Below are 16,786 nucleotides of genomic sequence, written 5' to 3' on the forward strand. Positions count from 1 at the left end.
GATCGATCAATGGCAAGGCAGGACGGCCCGGGGCCGGCGGAAACCGTGGTGTTCATACATGGCCTGTGGATGACAGGCATGGAACTGTATTTCCTGCGCCGAAGGGTCAGCCAGGCCGGTTACGAGACCGAGCGATTCTCCTATCGGACCCTCGCGGGTAGTCTGGACGAGAACGCCGAAAGCCTGCGGGACTGGTTGGAGGAAGTGGACAATGTTCGGGTGCACCTGGTGGCCCACAGCCTGGGCGGTCTGCTGACCCTGAGACTGTTCCAGCGTTTCGGCCCGGTGGTCAATGGCAAGGTTGTCTTCATGGGTTCCCCGGTGCGTGGCAGCCAGGCCGCCCGGGCCACCGCATCGATCCGACTGGGCGAAGTGATCCTCGGTCGCAGTGGCCAGGAAGGTCTGCTCCATGAAGACGAAGCGGAATGGCCCTGGGACAATGAGCTGGGCATTATCGCCGGCACTCGGGGCATCGGCGTGGGGACTGCCCTGAGTGATCTGCCCGAGCCCCATGACGGCACCGTGGCCGTGCGTGAAACCCATATCCATGGCGCCCGGGATCGTATCCAGCTCGATGTCAGCCATACCAGCATGATCATGTCCCGCCAGGTGGCTGATCAGATTGTTCACTTTCTGCGCGAGTCTCGCTTTTATCATTCACCCCATGATGATTGATGCAATGCAGCCCACCGGGAGTATCCAGCATGTCGGAGCATGATCAGGCAGAGCATGAGTCAGCAATTCGGGAGGCAGCGAGGAGCGCCAGAGTGGTTGCCTTCTGCTCCAATCTGACAGAGACCGGTCTGTTGCAGCGGGCGGCCGAGCAACGGGGTGAACCTTATCGCGAGATTCGCATGGGCATGGCTGATGCGGCCATGCGGGAACGCTTCCAGTATCTCAAGACCCTGACCGGGCAGACGACCCTGCCCCAGGTCTTCGTGGAGGGGCAGTTCATCGGGGGCATTGAAGATTATCTCAAGCGCGATGAGGGTCAGCCCTATGGGGAGGTAAACCATGCCAGGCGATGGGTTGAGATATTGGCCTATGCCGGCCTGTTGCCGTTCCTCGCCGGGGCCCTGGGCCTGCTGCTGTTGGCCGCAGGCATCACGTTGCCAGTGGGTTTGGGCGAGGGTTTCTTCATTCAGTGGCAACTGGCCTATGGCGCCGTCATTCTCAGCTTTCTCGGTGCCACCCATTGGGGCATGGGCTTGGCGGGTGGTAGAGGGCTGGGAAAAGGTGATTTTCTTGCCGCGGTACTGCCGGCCTTGCTCGCCTGGTTGAGTCTGCTTCTGCCCAGCAGTCCAGGGCTGATGTTGTTGATCGCCGGTTTTGTCCTGTGGTGGCTGTATGAGTACCGCATCTCGGCGCGCCTGGCTTATGCCGGCTGGTATCAGGCCGTGCGCCGAAACCTCAGCTGGACGGTGGCGGGCCTGCTGCTGCTCAGTCTTTTATTCATCCAATAGTTTTTGCAGCTCGTAGAGTCGGTCCAGGGCCTGCTTCGGTGTCAGCTCATCCGGGTTGATGGCCTTTAATTGCTCATGAAGCTGCTCGGCCGTTTCGTTGACCGGGGCTTCATTGTGCCGGGCTTCCTGCTTCTCCGGTTTGCCTTTGGGTGGCGCTTGAAACAGCCCCAGCTGCGGCTGCCCGGCCGCGACCTGGCCCTGCTCCAGTTTCGTCAGGTGCCGGCGGGCAGCTTCGATGACCGAGCCGGGCACGCCGGCCAGGGCAGCCACCTGCAGGCCATAGCTCTGGTTGGCAGGGCCTTCGCGCACCTGGTGGAGGAAGACCAGCTTGTCGCCGTGTTCGGTGGCGTCCAGGTGCACATTGGCGCAGGCCGGCAGCTGCTCGGGCAGCTCCGTGAGTTCGAAGTAGTGGGTGGCGAACAGGGTTCTGGCGCCGATCTCGCGGGCGATGTATTCCGCCGTTGCCCGCGCCAGGGAAACCCCGTCATAGGTGCTGGTGCCGCGCCCGATTTCGTCCATCAGCACCAGACTCTGTTCGCTGGCATTGTTGAGGATATTGGCGGTTTCGCTCATTTCCACCATGAAGGTGGACTGGCCCCCGGCCAGGTCGTCGGAGGCACCGATACGGGTAAAGATCCGGTCGACCGGCCCCAGCATGGCCTTGTCCGCAGGGACAAAGCTGCCCACATGGGCAAGGATGGTGATCAGCGCCACCTGACGCATATAGGTGGACTTGCCACCCATGTTGGGCCCGGTGATGACCAGCAGGCGGCGGTCATCATCGAGATTGAGATCATTGGGGACGAAGGCATCCTCGATTACCTGTTCCACCACCGGATGACGGCCATTGCGAATCTCCAGTCGCGGCGAGTCGCTGAGTTCGGGCATGACCAGATTCAGGGTTTCCGCCCGCTCCGCCAGACAGGTCAGCACATCCAGTTCAGCCAGGGCAGCGGCGGTGGATTGCATGTCCGCCAATTCATCCAGCAGATCCCGCAATAGCTGTTCGTAGAGGGCCTTTTCCCGGGCCAGGGCCCGCTCACGGGCACTGAGTACCTTGTCCTCGAAGGACTTCAGCTCCGGGGTGATGTAGCGCTCGGCGGCCTTGAGGGTCTGGCGACGCTGGTATTCGGTGGGGACTGAATCGGACTGGGCGCGGCTGACCTCGATGTAGTAACCATGGACCCGGTTGTAGCCCACCTTGAGGGTGCTGATGCCGGTGCGTTGCCGTTCCCGGGATTCCAGTTCCTGAAGATAGCCGTCGGCATTGCCCGACAGTCGCCTTAGCTCGTCGAGCTCTTCGTCGAAGCCCTCGGCGATGACCCCGCCATCGCGGATGACCACCGGCGGGTTGTCGATGATGGCCAGTTCCAGCAGTCGGACCACGGGCATGGGGTCGCCCAGGTCCTCGGCCAGTTGCTTGAGCAGGGGCGAGTCCAGTCTGGCAAGTTCTTCACGCAGGGCCGGGACTCGGGCAAGACTGTCGCGCAGGCGGGATAGATCACGGGGCCGGGCCGAGCAGAGCGCAACCCGGGCCAGGATTCTTTCCACGTCACCGATGCCGCGCAGGGTCTCCGCAAGGCCCGGATGATGCTGTCCGGTCAGCAGGGTGTCGATGGCCTGATAGCGCCCGCGCAGGGTAGCGTGATCGCGCAGGGGGCGGTGCAGCCACCGGCGTAGCAGACGGCTGCCCATGGGGGTGGCACTGCGGTCGAAGACGCCGGCCAGGGTGTGCTGGTCACGGCCGCCGAGACTGCGATCGATTTCCAGATTGCGCCGGGTGGCGGCGTCCATGATCACGCTCTCGTCCCGGCGCTCCAGCTTCAGTCCTCGGATATGGGGCAGGGCAGTGCGCTGGGTCTCGCGCACATAGATCATCAGCGCCCCGGCGGCCGCCACCGCCAGGGGGCGGTCCTCGCAGTCGAATCCGGACAGATCCCGCACCGCCAACTGCTCACACAGGAGTTGGCGACCGTTACCGGCATCGAAATGCCAGGGCGGGCGGGCCTTGATCCCCTGACGTCGTCCGATGGCGGCATCGCCGCGCTGGTCTTCATCCAGCAGCAGTTCCGCTGGATTGAGCCGCTCCAGCTCGGCCAGCAAGCCCTCCCGGCCCTGGCCTTCCTGGAGGGTGAATCGCCCGCTGCTCAGGTCCAGGGCCGCCAGCCCCCAGTTGTCCTCTTCCTGATGCAAGGCGCAAAGGAGATTATCCCGTCTTTCTTCCAGCAAGGCTTCGTCGGTGACGGTGCCCGGCGTGATGATGCGCACCACCTTGCGTTCCACCGGGCCCTTGCTCTTGGCCGGGTCACCGACCTGCTCGCAGATCGCGATCGATTCACCGAGCCTGACCAGGCGGGCCAGGTAACTCTCCGCCGAGTGGTAGGGCACACCGGCCATGGGGATGGGCTGGCCCTTGGATTCGCCGCGCTTGGTCAGGGTGATGTCGAGCAGCTCGGCGGCGCGGCGCGCATCGTCGAAGAACAGCTCGTAGAAATCGCCCATGCGGTAGAACAGCAGGATGTCCGGATAGTCCGCCTTTACCTGCAGGTACTGGCGCATCATGGGGGTATGTCCGGCGAATCGGTCTTCGCTCATGCCCTGGTCCTGCGGTCCGAAAGACTGGAAGAAATCACGGGTTCCGAAGGCGTGCTTCGGGCCGGGCATCGTATTGTGAAGGCGGCCGAGTCGCAAGCTTGGTCCCGAAAGTTGGCAGAGTTTCGCCAGCGGCGCCGCTTTCCGTTACTATCCAACGCCATGAGTCAGTACAAAGCTCCGGATGATCAGCAACTGCGGACCCTGGCGGACAACCTGGGTCAGCGTCTGCTTGCCTGTGGTTGGCGGCTTGTCCTGGCTGAGTCCTGTACCGGCGGTTGGCTGGCCAAGTGTCTCACTGATGTGGCGGGCAGTTCTGCCTGGTTCGAACGGGGCTGGGTGAGCTACTCGAACAGTGCCAAACAGGACATGCTGGGCGTTTCGGCGACATTGCTGGAAAGCCATGGTGCGGTGTCCGAAGCGGTGGTCACGGCCATGGCCCGCGGTGCCCGCCGCGCGGCCGGCACTGAACTTGCCCTGGCCGTGAGCGGTGTTGCCGGCCCGGATGGGGGCAGTGATGAGAAACCCGTGGGCATGGTCTGCTTCGGTCTTGCGGATCGCAATGACAGTCAGGCCTGGACACATTATTTCAGCGGCGACCGTGAGGCCATTCGCCGGGCCAGTGTTGCCGAAGGGCTGCGTGGCTTGATCGAATCCATCCCGCAGCTCGAAGAAGGGAGTTGATCCATTGAGTTCCGAACGACTGTTTTTTGCGCTCTGGCCGGATGAATTGACCCGTCAGGCGCTGTTCCGGCAGGCCGAAGGCGTCCAGGCTGCCGCCGTGGATGGCAAATCGGTGCCGGCCGAAAATTTCCACATTACTTTGCGTTTTCTCGGCAGTCTGGATATCGATGACTGGCGCCGGGCGGAACGGGCCGCCGGCCGCGTTCGCAAGCGGGATATCGAACTGGTGGTGGATCACGCCGGGCACTGGAGCGAGACTCGCGTGCTATGGCTTGCCTGCCAGGATGTGCCGGACCCGCTGCTGGGTCTGCTTGCCGATCTCAATACCGAATTGGGCGGCGAGGGCTTTGAGTTCCGCAGCCGGCCCTGGCGTCCTCACGTCACCATTGGCCGGGGGGTCACTCAGGTCACCGAATTACCCTCAATCGAACCCGTCCGCTGGGCCGTCACCCGCTTCGTGCTGGTCCGCTCCGAGCTGGGAGGCCGGCATTCCGAGTACGAAGTCGTGCGGGAGTGGGACCTGGCCACTTCTGATTAGGGAACCTCTGATTAATTCATTCGCGCTTCCCATTGATCCGGGACTGGCAAAGACTACTGTATGGATGTACACTTCGCCCGACCGACAGGGGTTGTCGGCCGGTACTGACAGGATGATCCGCCGAACGGGCGCGATTTGATCTTTCAGGGCCGGCCCGGGCAATGGGATAATGCTGCCCCGAATCACCTCTCACCCTGGCCCCGACCGTGTAACGGGGGCCGACAGCGGAAAAGCTCATGGGGGTTTTGATGGACGAGAACAGGAAAAAGGCGCTGGCCGCCGCCCTTGGCCAGATCGAGAAGCAATTCGGCAAGGGCTCCGTGATGCGCATGGGCGATGGCGCCCACATGCGGGATATTCCGGCTGTATCCACCGGCTCCCTGGGCCTGGACGTGGCCCTGGGCGTGGGCGGCCTGCCGCGCGGCCGGATTGCCGAGATCTACGGTCCGGAATCATCGGGCAAGACGACCCTCACCCTGCACGTTATCGCCGAATGCCAGCGCAAGGGCGGCACGGCGGCATTTGTCGATGCCGAGCACGCCCTCGACCCGGAATACGCCGAAAAGCTGGGCGTGAACCTGGACGATCTGCTGGTTTCCCAGCCGGACACCGGTGAACAGGCCCTGGAAATCGCCGACATGCTGGTGCGCTCCGGTGCGGTGGACGTGGTGATCGTTGACTCGGTGGCCGCGCTCACGCCCAAGGCCGAAATCGAAGGCGAGATGGGCGACTCCCATGTGGGGCTCCAGGCTCGCCTCATGTCCCAGGCGCTGCGCAAGCTCACCGCCAACATCAAGCGCTCCGGCACCCTGGTGGTCTTCATTAACCAGATTCGCATGAAGATCGGCGTCATGTTCGGCAGTCCCGAGACGACCACCGGCGGTAATGCCCTCAAGTTCTACTCTTCCGTGCGCCTCGACATTCGCCGCATTGGCGCCATCAAGAAGGGCGACGAAGTGCTCGGCAACGACACCCGGGTGAAGGTGGTCAAGAACAAGGTGGCCCCGCCCTTCAAGCAGGCCGAGTTCGAAATCCTCTACGGCCAGGGCATTTCCCGGCACGGCGAGATCATCGATCTGGGCGTGGCCCATGGCCTGGTGGACAAGGCCGGTGCCTGGTACAGCTACAAGGGCGATCGCATCGGGCAGGGCAAGGACAACGCCCGCCAGTTCCTCCGGGACAATCCTGAGATTGCCGAGGAGATCGAGACGGTCCTGCGCGAGAAGCTGCTGCCGCAGAAGAAACAGGCGGAAGAGTCGCAGGACCAAGAACAGGAAAAGCAGGCGGAAGCCTGATAAGCGAGTGGGCCGGCTGATTGCAGCCGGCCCATCCTTTCGTCATTCCCTCACGGTTTGCCGATTCTCATGGCCGAGCCCAACGACAGCCAGGATAGTGTCGACAAGGCCACGGCCTTCGCTGTCCGTCTCCTCTCACGCCGGGAATATGCCCGCCAGGAACTGGCCCAGCGCCTGAGCCGCAAGGGATATGGCAGCGAGACCCGAGAAGCGGTCCTTGCCCGTCTGGAAGAGCTGGGTTATCTGGACGAATCTCGTTTCGTGGAGCACTTTGTCCGCAGCCGCATTGACCGCGGCTCGGGACCCCTCAAGATTCGCGCCGAACTCATGCAGCGGGGCGTGGATGGCGCCCTGATCGATCGTGGCCTGGCCGAGGCCGACTGCGATTTCAGTCGCCTGGCCGCCAGTGTCCGCCAGCGCCGTTTCGGCGAGGAACGCCCCGCCGCGCTGGAAGAAAAGGCCCGCCAGGCCCGCTTCCTCGCCCAGCGCGGCTTCGCCGCCGACCACGTCCGCACCGCCCTCGACGTCGACCCGGCTGAACTCGGGCTGGAATGAACTGGGATCAATTGCCTCGAACAGATGGCCTCGCGCAAAGGGCGCCAAGGACGCCAAGAGAAAAGAATGATCGCGCGAGAATATGTTTTCTTCGCGTCCTTGGCGGCCTTTGCGCGAGGCCATCTTTCCGTACCCGGTCGCAAGCCACCCCCGGCTCAAGGCATAATAATCGTTTGCGCCGATTTCTCCTGAACAACGTCGAGAGACCATGTCCCAGCCCATGACCGACAAATCGAAGACCTTGAGCACCAATGAATTGCGTCAGCGCTTTCTGGACTATTTCCGGGAGCGGGGCCATGCCATCGTTCCTTCCAGTCCGCTGGTGCCGCAGAACGACCCCACCCTGCTGTTCACCAACGCGGGCATGGTGCAGTTCAAGGATGTGTTTCTGGGCCGGGAGAAGCGTGATTACAGCCGGGCCACCACTTCCCAGCGCTGTGTGCGTGCCGGCGGCAAGCACAACGACCTGGAAAATGTGGGCTACACCGCCCGGCACCATACCTTCTTCGAGATGCTGGGCAACTTCAGCTTCGGCGACTACTTCAAGCGCGAGGCCATCCAGTACGCCTGGGATTTCCTGACAAAGGAAGTGGGGTTGGCGGAGGATCGGCTCTGGGTCACCGTCTATGAGGAAGACGACGAAGCCGCCGACATCTGGCTGAAGGAGCTCGGGGTCAGTCCCGAGCGTTTCTCCCGCATCGGGGAGGCGGACAATTTCTGGTCCATGGGCGACACCGGGCCATGCGGGCCCTGTTCCGAGATTTTCTACGATCACGGCCCGGAGGTGGCCGGCGGTCCCCCCGGCACGCCGGAAGAAGACGGCGACCGCTATGTGGAGATCTGGAACCTGGTCTTCATGCAGTATGACCGGGACGCGGATGGCAACATGAAACCCCTGCCGGCGCCCTGCGTGGACACCGGCATGGGTCTGGAGCGGATCGCCGCCGTGCTTCAGGGTGTCCACAGCAATTACGACACCGACCTGTTCCAGCGCCTGATCCGGGCGGCGGCCGAGGCGGTGGGCGGCAGCCAAGACCTGGACCACCCCTCGCTCAAGGTCATCGCCGATCACATTCGCGCCTGCAGCTTTCTGATCGTGGATGGGGTCATCCCCTCCAACGAGGGCCGCGGATACGTCCTGCGCCGCATCATCCGCCGGGCGGTGCGCCATGGCTACAAGCTGGGCGCCCAGGACAGTTTCTTCCACAAGCTGGTGCCCACCCTGGTGGCCGAGATGGGCGAGGCCTTCCCGGAACTGAAGCGCAAGGCAGATGAGGTTGTCCGGGCCCTGCGGCGGGAGGAGGAGCGATTCTCCGAGACCGTGGCGCAGGGCATGAAGCTCCTTGACGAGGTCATCGCCGATCTCGACGGCGACACCATTCCGGGCGAGACCGTGTTCAAGCTATATGACACCTACGGCTTCCCGGTGGATCTGACCGCCGACATCGCCCGCGAGCGGGAGCTGAAGGTGGACCAGGCCGGTTTCGAGGCGGCCATGAAGGCCCAGCGGGAACGGGCCCGCGCCGCCAGCCAGTTCGGCAGCGGCCAGGCCGCCGCTCCGGACCTGGACGTGGAAACCGAGTTCACCGGCTACGAGCAGACCGGTCATGCCGCCACCATCACCCATATCTTCAGGGACGGCGACCCCGTGAATGGGATCGGCGCCGGGGAGAGCGGCGTGGTCGTGCTCGACGCCACCCCCTTCTATGCCGAAGGCGGCGGCCAGATGGGCGATAGCGGCGTGATCGAGTCCAATGCCGGCCAGTTCCGGGTCGAAGATACCCAGAAGCAGGGCGCCGCCGCCCATGCCCATATCGGCACCCTGAAAAGCGGACAACTCAAGGTGGGCGACAAGGTCGAGGCCCGCATCGATGAGCGGCGTCGTGCCGCCATCGTCCGCAATCACTCGGCCACCCACCTGCTCAACGCCGCCCTGCGCGAGGTCCTCGGCGACCACATCGCCCAGAAGGGCTCGCTGGTGGCACCGGACCGCCTGCGTTTCGATTTCTCCCACCCGGAGCCGGTGAGCGACGAACAGCTGACCGCCATCGAGGACCGGGTCAATGAGCAGATCCTGGCCAATGTGGCCGCGGAAGTGCGCCACATGCCCTTCGACGAGGCGGTCAAGGCCGGCGCCCTGCACCTGGCCGGGGAGCATTACACCAGCGAGGTGCGGACCCTGCGCTTCGGGGATTTCTCCATGGAACTGTGCGGGGGCACTCACGTGGCCCGCACCGGCGACATCGGCGCCTTCCGCATCACCTACGAGGGCGGCATTGCCGCCGGGGTGCGTCGCATCGAGGCGGTGACCGGCTTCGGCGCCATCCAGTGGATGCGTGATGCCGATGCCCGCCTGGCCCGGATCGCCGGCCTGGTGCGCGCCGACCGTGAAGACGCCCCCGAACGGGTTTCCCAGCTGCTGGACAAGCAGAAGAAGCTGGAGAAGGAAATCACCCAGCTGCGCGGCAGGCTTGCCAGCGGCACCGGCAACGACCTGACCAGTAAGGCCATCGACGTGGACGGCATCAAGGTCGTGGCCGAGCGTCTCGATGGCGCCGACGCCAAGGCCCTGCGGGACGCGGTGGACCAGCTCAAGAACAAGCTGGGCAGCGCGGCGGTGGTCCTGGCCACGGTCGAGGACGGCAAGGTTCGTCTGGCCGCCGGTGTCACTAAGGCCGAAACCAGGCGTCTCAAGGCAGGGGATCTGGTCAATGCCGTCGCCGGTCAGGTAGGCGGAAAAGGCGGCGGCCGGCCGGACATGGCCCAGGCCGGCGGGACCGAGCCCGATAAACTCGACCAGGCCCTGGCCTCGGTGGCGGACTGGGTACGAGGGCAGCTTTCCGCCTGATTGACAAGCTTATTCCGTCAAATTGACGGCATTTTCACGACTGCGGTCGTAGAAATGACGGGAAGCGGCGGGTATTGCCCGGAAGCCAGGGCGCTGGCAATATCCCGCCAAATCCTGTTTAATCATGAGCGCCCCGGCTTGGCCGAGGCGTTTACACTTAACTTCAAGACCGGTCATTAAACCGGCCCGTCAGTGCGCAGGGAGTCAGGACCCGACTCTCGGGTAAGGCGCCAGAGCGTCGGACGCGCACAAACGACCATTGATTGAGTGCACCAGGGATATTCCAGGAGAATGACATGCTGATTCTGACCCGGCGAGTGGGTGAAACCGTGATGATTGGTGACAACGTCACCGTCACTGTACTGGGCGTCAAGGGCAACCAGGTACGCATCGGTGTCAACGCCCCCAAGGACGTCGCCGTCCACCGTGAAGAGATCTACGAGCGCATCCGCCAGGAGAGCGAAGGCGCCGACAGCGAAGACCGCTGAATACCGACCCCAGGTTTCGAGGTTGATTGAGTGCAGAAAACGGGCCGCATCCACACCGGATGTCGGCCCGCACTTTACGATACCCACCCGCAACCGGTATCATGCTCGCCTTGTTTCGACACGACGAAACACCCCGGAGAGGTGGCTGAGTGGTCGAAAGCGCTCCCCTGCTAAGGGAGTGAGTCCTAACGGGCTCCGAGGGTTCGAATCCCTCCCTCTCCGCCAGATTGGCAGTATCAGCACCATGCATTCGGTGGCTGACCTTGTAATTCGAAGCCCTGATTCGAACCCGACAGAGGGTTCGACAAATGCGTCGGGAACGCATTTGGGCTTTCGCCGGCGGCGAAAGCGCCGGAGCGGAAGCGGAGGCCGAGGCCCACGGATGGGCCGAGCAATCCCTCCCTCTCCGCCAGATCAAGCTAAGGCCACCAGGCAGGCAGTGGCTGACCAGGGCAGACGAAGCCCTGATTCGAACCCGACAGAGGGTTCGACATTGACTAAAGAGCGCGATTTCCGCATAATGCCGCGCTTCCCGAACGGCCAGTATCCGGGCCTTCGGCAACAAGTTGAGGGGCTGTAGCTCAGTTGGATAGAGCGTTCGGCTACGAACCGAAAGGTCGGGGGTTCGAATCCTCCCAGCCCCGCCAAACAAAAAACCCGCCCTTGTGGCGGGTTTTTTGTTTGGCCGTAGACGGACTTTTCGAACCCCCGCCCCCTGTTTTCTCCACGTTGTGCCCCAGAGCCTAGTACCCAGATGCCGGATACGGTCGCGCACTGTTCTCCAGCGCCTGTTCGATCCCGGCGAAGAATCGCTGATTCATGCCCGAGCGATAGGGCTGAATCGCAGGCACCCGCTCAAGAAAATCACCCACCTCGTCCAGGGTCAGCACCTTCGTGCTGCTGCTCAGCCGTTCCCGGCCCACCAGACGGGCATTGGGGTTGACCAGCACCACCAGGCGACCCACGGGCGCGGCAGTCAGGCCATTGCGCTCAAGCAGATAACGGAACAGCCGAGTGGTCCGCCGCACCTGGGTGATCGGGTTGGAAAGGAAGCGTTCATGGTGATTGCCATACCGGTCCCGCTTCACCTGAAGCCAGTCACCCACCTCCGACACATGCAGATCGCCGGTCCAGTTCTTCACTTCGACCACGATCAGGCAGCGGTTGGGGATTGCCAGCAGATTGTCTATCTGGAAGAAATTCGGCTCCTGGCGCACATTGATGGCCAGGCTGTCGGTTTCCAGATGACCGGCCAGCGGCAGCCGCGCCTGATTTCTCTGCAGGTACTCGCAAAACATCCGCTCGCCCACCTCGCCGGCCTCTTGCTGCCAATCATGGGCTGATTTTCGGCCACGCCCGCTATCGCGCCGACGCCGCGCCGGCCACTCCTTGCGGCGAGGCCGATATTGCCGATGGTCACTGTCCTCGCCCGGTGTGCAGACTTCATTCAACCAGTACAGGAACAGGAGCAGGCCGCCAACGACCAGCGAAATGCCAAGATTGCTGAATTCCATGGTCAGTCCCCCTTTGTAGCGCTCACGCGGCCCGGCGCTCATCCTTCCAGTGCGGTCGGGCATGTGATTCCAGTGCCGTCACAACGCCATCGAAGAACCCCCGGTTGATCCCCGGCCGGGGCGGCAGCACACGACCCAGTTTCTGCAGGTAGTTCAAAAACGCCTCGCCCTGAAACACCGGCGTCTTGGGCGAAAGTGTCTCCAGGCCGGTCAGGCGGGTCCGGTCGTTCATGATCACCACCGCGCGGGTAATCGGCGCCGCCGACAGCCCGTGCCGTTCCAGCAGCCAATTGAACAGCCGGGCACTGCGTTCCACCTGCACAATCGGGTTGTTCAGTTTCTTGCACTCGGTCTGTCCATTGCGGTGCTCCCGGATCTGCCGCCACTTTCGACGATCGCTGACGCGCAACTCCCCGCCCCAGTTCTTGATCTCCACCACCACCAGGCAACGGTTCCTGACCAGCACCACATGATCCAACTGAAAGGACTCGCCCCGTCCCCCGCCCATGGGCAGCACGATGTTGTCCGTATCCAGATGACCGGAGATCGGCAGTGACGCGGCATGCGTTTGCAGCATCTGGCGAAAACGTCGCTCGGCTTCCTCGCCCGCCCGGCGCTGACCTTCATTCACCTCCGGTTTGCCATCGCCCCGCCGGCCGTTCTGCCCCTGCGCGGGACCCGCAGTATGCCGGGCTCGGGGTTGCCGGGGCGCAGGCCGGGCCCGCCGGCGCGAACCCGCATCTCGCCCCTTACCCACCAGGCAGGTTGCGATCCAGGCGGCGGCCAGCAGTGCAATGACAAAGAAAACGGAATCCATGATCAGCTCCCAATCTGTTCCATGTCGGCAATCCTAGCCCCTGCCCATAGAAAATCCTGAAACTGCAATCTTGCACGCTCTGCCAACCCCCGCCGCCCCCGCTAGACTGCAAATCGTGGGCCGGACAGGCCATTTCGTGTCGAGCTTACGTCGAATCTCGACAGATCAATTTCGCTTCGGTAGTGTGCTTTTCGGGGAAAGGAATCAATTCTTAAAGGGGGACTCATGTCCAATCGCAAACCCGTCCTGGTATGCGCCACCGGGATGTCGCCTCAGGTTGTCACCGAAACGCTTCAGGAGTTGCTGCTTCGGGAGCCTGCCTTTCTGCCTGAAGAAGTCCACTGCATCACGACAGGTGATGGTGCGCCGTATGTAGAGGACGCATTCACGGGGTCGGGAAACCATCTCGAAGCCCTCTATCAGCAATACGCACCTGACGAATCACCGCCCCGTCTGGTCGTCCATGTCTTCAAGGATGGCGATGGCAATCAGATTCCGGATGTCGTGACTGCCGAGGACAACGAAGGCTTCGCAGATCACGTCATGGATGTGATTCGTGAGCTGGCCGGCGACGAGAACAGCGTCATTCACGCTTCGGTGTCGGGCGGCCGAAAGACCATGAGCGTGCATCTGGCAAACGCCATGTCCTGCCTTGGCAGAAGCCATGACGAGATGTCGCATGTGATCGTCAATCCGCCTTTCGAATTTCGTTCGGATTTCTTTTTCAAGCCCAAGGAACCCTTCACCTTCGAAGACGAAAAGGGCAGGGAGTATTCCACTGACGATGCCGATATAACGCTCGCGCCAGTCCCGTTCGTGCCGCTGCGGGAAAGCCATCCCCATGTGATCGAAAAGCTGACCAGCGTCGATAAACCAATCAGTTATGCCCGGGTCGTCAATCAGATCCGCAGTGCCGACAAGCCGGTGCGGCTGAGCATCACGCTGGATCCCTATGACAGGCCTACCAATGTCATTGAGTGCAACGATACCCGTTTTTCGTTCAAAAGCCTGAAGCATCTTGTTCTGTATACCTGGATAGCAGAGCGCGCTCAGGTGGATGCGGATCCTGTCTGCCTTGCAACTGATCCCCAGCCAACTGCACGTGAAATCCTCAATGTCCTGGAGAAGGCCGAGCTGGACAGTAGAAAGATCCTGGCTAGTTTCAAGAAGCGGCTTGAGGATGCTGCTGCAGGAAAGAATCTCGATAGCTTCATTGAAGCGAGTTATTCAGATTTCTCCCGTATGCGCTCGGAAATTCAAAGCAATCTCGTCGGTCTGGCAACTCTCTTCCTTCCAGTATCCGAGGGGCGCCCGGCTGAGATGCATTTGCCAATCGAGCCAGACAATATCGAGATTCATTGGCGGATCTGATTTTCCTAAGCAATAACGCAAGGATGAACAATGACCTGGTACGCCTATCTTTTCGAAGCCAAGTCCATTCAGGCCTGGCTCACTGAAACCGGCCGTCTGCGGGATCTGGTCGGTGGCAGTGAGCTGCTGGATGATCTCACCAGTGGACCACTGGAAACCGCACTGGAGTCGCTGGGTCTGGAGATTGGTGACCCGGACAATGTCCAGCAAGACGGCAAGATCTATTTCTCCCGCCGTGCTGGCGGTGCCTTCTATGCCTTTTCTCAAAACCGTGAAGGCATGGATCAGTTCGCGGCGCTCTGGCCCACGGTGGTCATCCACCGCCTGCCGGGGCTGAACTTCCGCACGGCCCGGGCGGAACATCCTGAATCCGCCTACGAAGCCTACCTGGCCGCCCGGCGGAACATGAGCGGCGCGGATCCCTCACCGGTCATGGATCTGCCGCTGGGCTCGCCACTGGCCGAGCGCACTCAGCGCACCGGTCGCCCCGCCGTGGACAGCATAAAGAAACATGGCCGGCGCGAGCCCGTCGATGCGGCCACTCAAATCAAGCACGAGGCGGCTGAGCAGGACAGTCTCAGCAGCCTCATTCGCCGTTTCGCCGGCAGCGACAGTGAGGCCAGCGACTGGCCCATTCTGCTGGAGCCGGAACGCAAGAGTGATGATGCCCGCGTTCTGCCATTCACCCGCCGACCGAAAGATCCGGCAAAACGGGACAATCGTGAGGAATGGAAAAACCGGGATCAGCACCGCATTGCGGTGATCCATGCCGATGGCAATGGCTTTGGTCAATTGTTGATGAAGGCCGGGGAGGCGGTCAGGAACAACCCGGATCAATTCCTCAAGGTATTCTCCAGCCTGTCCCGGGCGATTTCCGAGGCAACCGAGCAGGCCACCCAGCGGGCCGTCAAGAAAACCCTGGTCGAGGAGCGTCCACCGGGATCCTGCATGCCGGCCCGGCCTGTGGTGCTGGGCGGCGATGACCTGACCGTCATCGTGCGTGCGGATCTCGCCATTGATTTCACCCGCTGCTTCCTTGCCGAGTTCGAGAAGGCCAGCGAAAAGCAGTTCTCCAAACTCAAGAAGCTCATCAAGGGCTTGAACAAGGGGCTGACCGCGGCCGCGGGTATTGTCTATCTGCGCGCCAACCAGCCCTTTGGTCAGGCAGTTGAACTGGCCGAATCCGTGGTCAAGGCCGTCAAGCAGCAGACCAAGGCCATCGACAGGGACAATCCACCTTCCGCGCTTGCCTTCTATCGGGTTGGCGGCTCGTTGCTGGATGATTATCAGGCCCTGGTGGCACAGGAGCTGGAAACAGAAGAGGGCGGCATCCGCTACCGCCAGACGCTCGGCAGCTATGCCATCCATGCGGACCAGCCCGGTCTGCCAGCACTGGAGAAGCTGCTCGATTTGCAGGCCCTGTTCGAGCATGGCCACATGGCCAAGGGCCCGGCCCGGGAGCTGATGACCCTCCTGACACTGGACCGCAGCCAGGCCATGGTGCGTTATGCCCGCTGGCACCGGATTCTCGCAGACCGCCAGCAGGACGGCATCGACCTGTTGAAGCCGCTCAAGGATTCGCTTGAACCGTTGTTGGGGCAGCAGTCGATCCGCCCGGACGAACTGCCCTTCAGCGAAGCGGATGAACAGGGTATTTGCCATGCCCCCTTCGGTGACCTGATGGCGCTCACCGCCATGGAAAACCAGCTCGATGACAAGCGCCGGAAAAAGATCGACTCGGCCATCCTGAGTCAGGCCAGTCAGGATCAGACAAGCAGGGAGGCCAGCTGAGATGGAAAAGATGATTCTGAATCTGGATATTCGCCATTACTGGCACCCCGGCGCGGGGGAGGGCATGGGCGCCTATGCCGATGCCGCGGCCTGGCGGGCCAGTGACGGCCTGCCCGCCATCCCCGGTCGCCAGCTCAAGGGGCTGTTGAGAGATGCCGTGGCCCAGGCCGGGGACTATGGCTGGTGCGAGCCTGATATGGCGGCTCGGCTGTTCGGTCGTCGCACCGAGGAAGACAAGGCTGACCAGCCCGCCACCGGCCCGGCGACGGGCTGCCTGCGGGTGAGCGATGCCCGCCTGCCGGAGGCCGAGCGGGCCTGGCTGGCAGGGCCGGAAGGCCAGGGCCTGCGGCCACATCTGTTCCGCACGCTCTACAGCACCGCCATTGATGGCAAGACCGGCACCGCCAGGGACCACTCGCTGCGTGGTATTGAGGTCGTCGTGCCCATGCAGCTTCAGGCCGTGATCCAGACCCTGCCGGAGCAGGGGGCAGTCCCGCAGGACTGGCAGGCGCTGATCGAACAGGTCCTGCCACTGATCACGGCCGTGGGGGGCTGGCGCAGCCGGGGGCTCGGCCGCGTGGTGCTCTCACTCGACGCAGACCGGGAGGCGGCGGCATGAATCGACAGGCACTGAAAATCACCTTGCTGGATGACGTGGTCCTGAGCCAGCGGAATGCCACCACCGGGGGGCATGAAACCCTGGATTACATTCCCGGCCAGGCCCTGTTGGGCATTGCCGCCAGCCGACTGTATCCCAGCCTGTCGCTGCCGCAGGCCCGGCAGCTCTTCCACAGCGGGCTGCTGCGCTTCGGCAACGGCCTGCCTGCCCG

General features: G+C 62.7%; 14 protein-coding genes, 2 tRNA genes and 1 pseudogene. 14 read left to right on the forward strand and 3 right to left on the reverse strand.

The window, feature by feature from the left end; translation table 11 throughout:
• Positions 1-9 precede the first annotated feature (9 nt).
• Both VCB98_RS09215 and VCB98_RS09220 read left to right on the forward strand, forming a co-directional pair.
• Positions 10-675, forward strand: a complete 666-nt coding sequence (locus VCB98_RS09215; protein WP_346051959.1) for an alpha/beta hydrolase — start codon at positions 10-12, stop codon at positions 673-675.
• A gap of 29 nt (positions 676-704) precedes the next feature.
• Entirely contained in the window at positions 705-1,463 is a 759-nt protein-coding gene (locus tag VCB98_RS09220; protein ID WP_346051960.1) for a DUF3429 family protein, read from the forward strand.
• Here the strand turns inward: VCB98_RS09220 and mutS are convergent.
• Positions 1,449-4,058: a DNA mismatch repair protein MutS gene (mutS, locus tag VCB98_RS09225; RefSeq protein WP_346051961.1), complete on the reverse strand. Its 2,610-nt coding sequence runs from the start codon at positions 4,056-4,058 to the stop codon at positions 1,449-1,451. The two genes, VCB98_RS09220 and mutS, sit on opposite strands and share 15 nt — an antisense overlap.
• Before the next feature lie 159 nt (positions 4,059-4,217).
• Here mutS and VCB98_RS09230 point away from each other — a divergent pair, with 159 nt between their 5' ends.
• From VCB98_RS09230 to VCB98_RS09265, 8 genes are all read left to right on the forward strand, one after another.
• Entirely contained in the window at positions 4,218-4,739 is a 522-nt protein-coding gene (locus VCB98_RS09230; protein ID WP_406672926.1) for a CinA family protein, read from the forward strand.
• A gap of 4 nt (positions 4,740-4,743) precedes the next feature.
• On the forward strand, positions 4,744-5,277 hold the full coding sequence (gene thpR / locus VCB98_RS09235) for an RNA 2',3'-cyclic phosphodiesterase (protein WP_346051963.1): 534 nt from the start codon (positions 4,744-4,746) through the stop codon (positions 5,275-5,277).
• Positions 5,278-5,525: 248 nt separating this feature from the next.
• Complete coding sequence (gene recA, locus VCB98_RS09240) at positions 5,526-6,572, forward strand: recombinase RecA (RefSeq protein ID WP_346051973.1); 1,047 nt, start codon at positions 5,526-5,528, stop codon at positions 6,570-6,572.
• Between the two features lie 69 nt (positions 6,573-6,641).
• The gene (locus tag VCB98_RS09245) at positions 6,642-7,127 is read left to right on the forward strand and encodes a regulatory protein RecX (RefSeq protein WP_346051964.1); all 486 of its coding nucleotides are present in this window, start codon (positions 6,642-6,644) and stop codon (positions 7,125-7,127) included.
• Positions 7,128-7,335: 208 nt separating this feature from the next.
• Positions 7,336-9,975, forward strand: a complete 2,640-nt coding sequence (gene alaS, locus VCB98_RS09250) for an alanine--tRNA ligase (RefSeq protein ID WP_445353996.1) — start codon at positions 7,336-7,338, stop codon at positions 9,973-9,975.
• Between the two features lie 296 nt (positions 9,976-10,271).
• The gene (csrA, locus tag VCB98_RS09255) at positions 10,272-10,463 is read left to right on the forward strand and encodes a carbon storage regulator CsrA (RefSeq protein WP_346051965.1); all 192 of its coding nucleotides are present in this window, start codon (positions 10,272-10,274) and stop codon (positions 10,461-10,463) included.
• Positions 10,464-10,598: 135 nt separating this feature from the next.
• Positions 10,599-10,688: transfer RNA gene (locus tag VCB98_RS09260), tRNA-Ser, on the forward strand.
• A 345-nt stretch (positions 10,689-11,033) separates the two neighbouring features.
• A tRNA-Arg gene (locus tag VCB98_RS09265) sits at positions 11,034-11,110 on the forward strand.
• A 96-nt stretch (positions 11,111-11,206) separates the two neighbouring features.
• On the opposite strand, the gene VCB98_RS09270 is transcribed toward VCB98_RS09265, so the two are convergent.
• Together VCB98_RS09270 and VCB98_RS09275 are read right to left on the reverse strand one after the other, a co-directional pair.
• The gene (locus VCB98_RS09270; protein WP_346051966.1) at positions 11,207-11,977 is read right to left on the reverse strand and encodes a nuclease-related domain-containing protein; all 771 of its coding nucleotides are present in this window, start codon (positions 11,975-11,977) and stop codon (positions 11,207-11,209) included.
• A 22-nt stretch (positions 11,978-11,999) separates the two neighbouring features.
• The gene (locus VCB98_RS09275) at positions 12,000-12,794 is read right to left on the reverse strand and encodes a nuclease-related domain-containing protein (protein ID WP_346051967.1); all 795 of its coding nucleotides are present in this window, start codon (positions 12,792-12,794) and stop codon (positions 12,000-12,002) included.
• Between the two features lie 225 nt (positions 12,795-13,019).
• Between VCB98_RS09275 and csm6 the strand changes: the two genes are divergently transcribed.
• From csm6 to VCB98_RS09295, 4 genes and pseudogenes are all read left to right on the forward strand, one after another.
• Complete coding sequence (gene csm6, locus VCB98_RS09280) at positions 13,020-14,165, forward strand: CRISPR-associated ring nuclease Csm6 (RefSeq protein ID WP_346051968.1); 1,146 nt, start codon at positions 13,020-13,022, stop codon at positions 14,163-14,165.
• A gap of 30 nt (positions 14,166-14,195) precedes the next feature.
• On the forward strand, positions 14,196-15,956 hold the full coding sequence (locus VCB98_RS09285; RefSeq protein ID WP_346051969.1) for a Cas10/Cmr2 second palm domain-containing protein: 1,761 nt from the start codon (positions 14,196-14,198) through the stop codon (positions 15,954-15,956).
• Position 15,957: 1 nt separating this feature from the next.
• Positions 15,958-16,575 carry an RAMP superfamily CRISPR-associated protein gene (locus tag VCB98_RS09290; RefSeq protein ID WP_346051970.1) on the forward strand — a complete coding sequence of 206 codons (618 nt, stop codon included), beginning with the start codon at positions 15,958-15,960 and terminating at the stop codon, positions 16,573-16,575.
• Positions 16,572-16,786, forward strand: a pseudogene (locus VCB98_RS09295) (hypothetical protein); the annotation flags it as partial. The gene VCB98_RS09290 and the pseudogene VCB98_RS09295, both read left to right, overlap by 4 nt.

Origin of the sequence: Natronospira elongata, from assembly GCF_034931365.1 — a bacterium.
In the GTDB taxonomy this organism is placed as follows: domain Bacteria; phylum Pseudomonadota; class Gammaproteobacteria; order Natronospirales; family Natronospiraceae; genus Natronospira; species Natronospira elongata.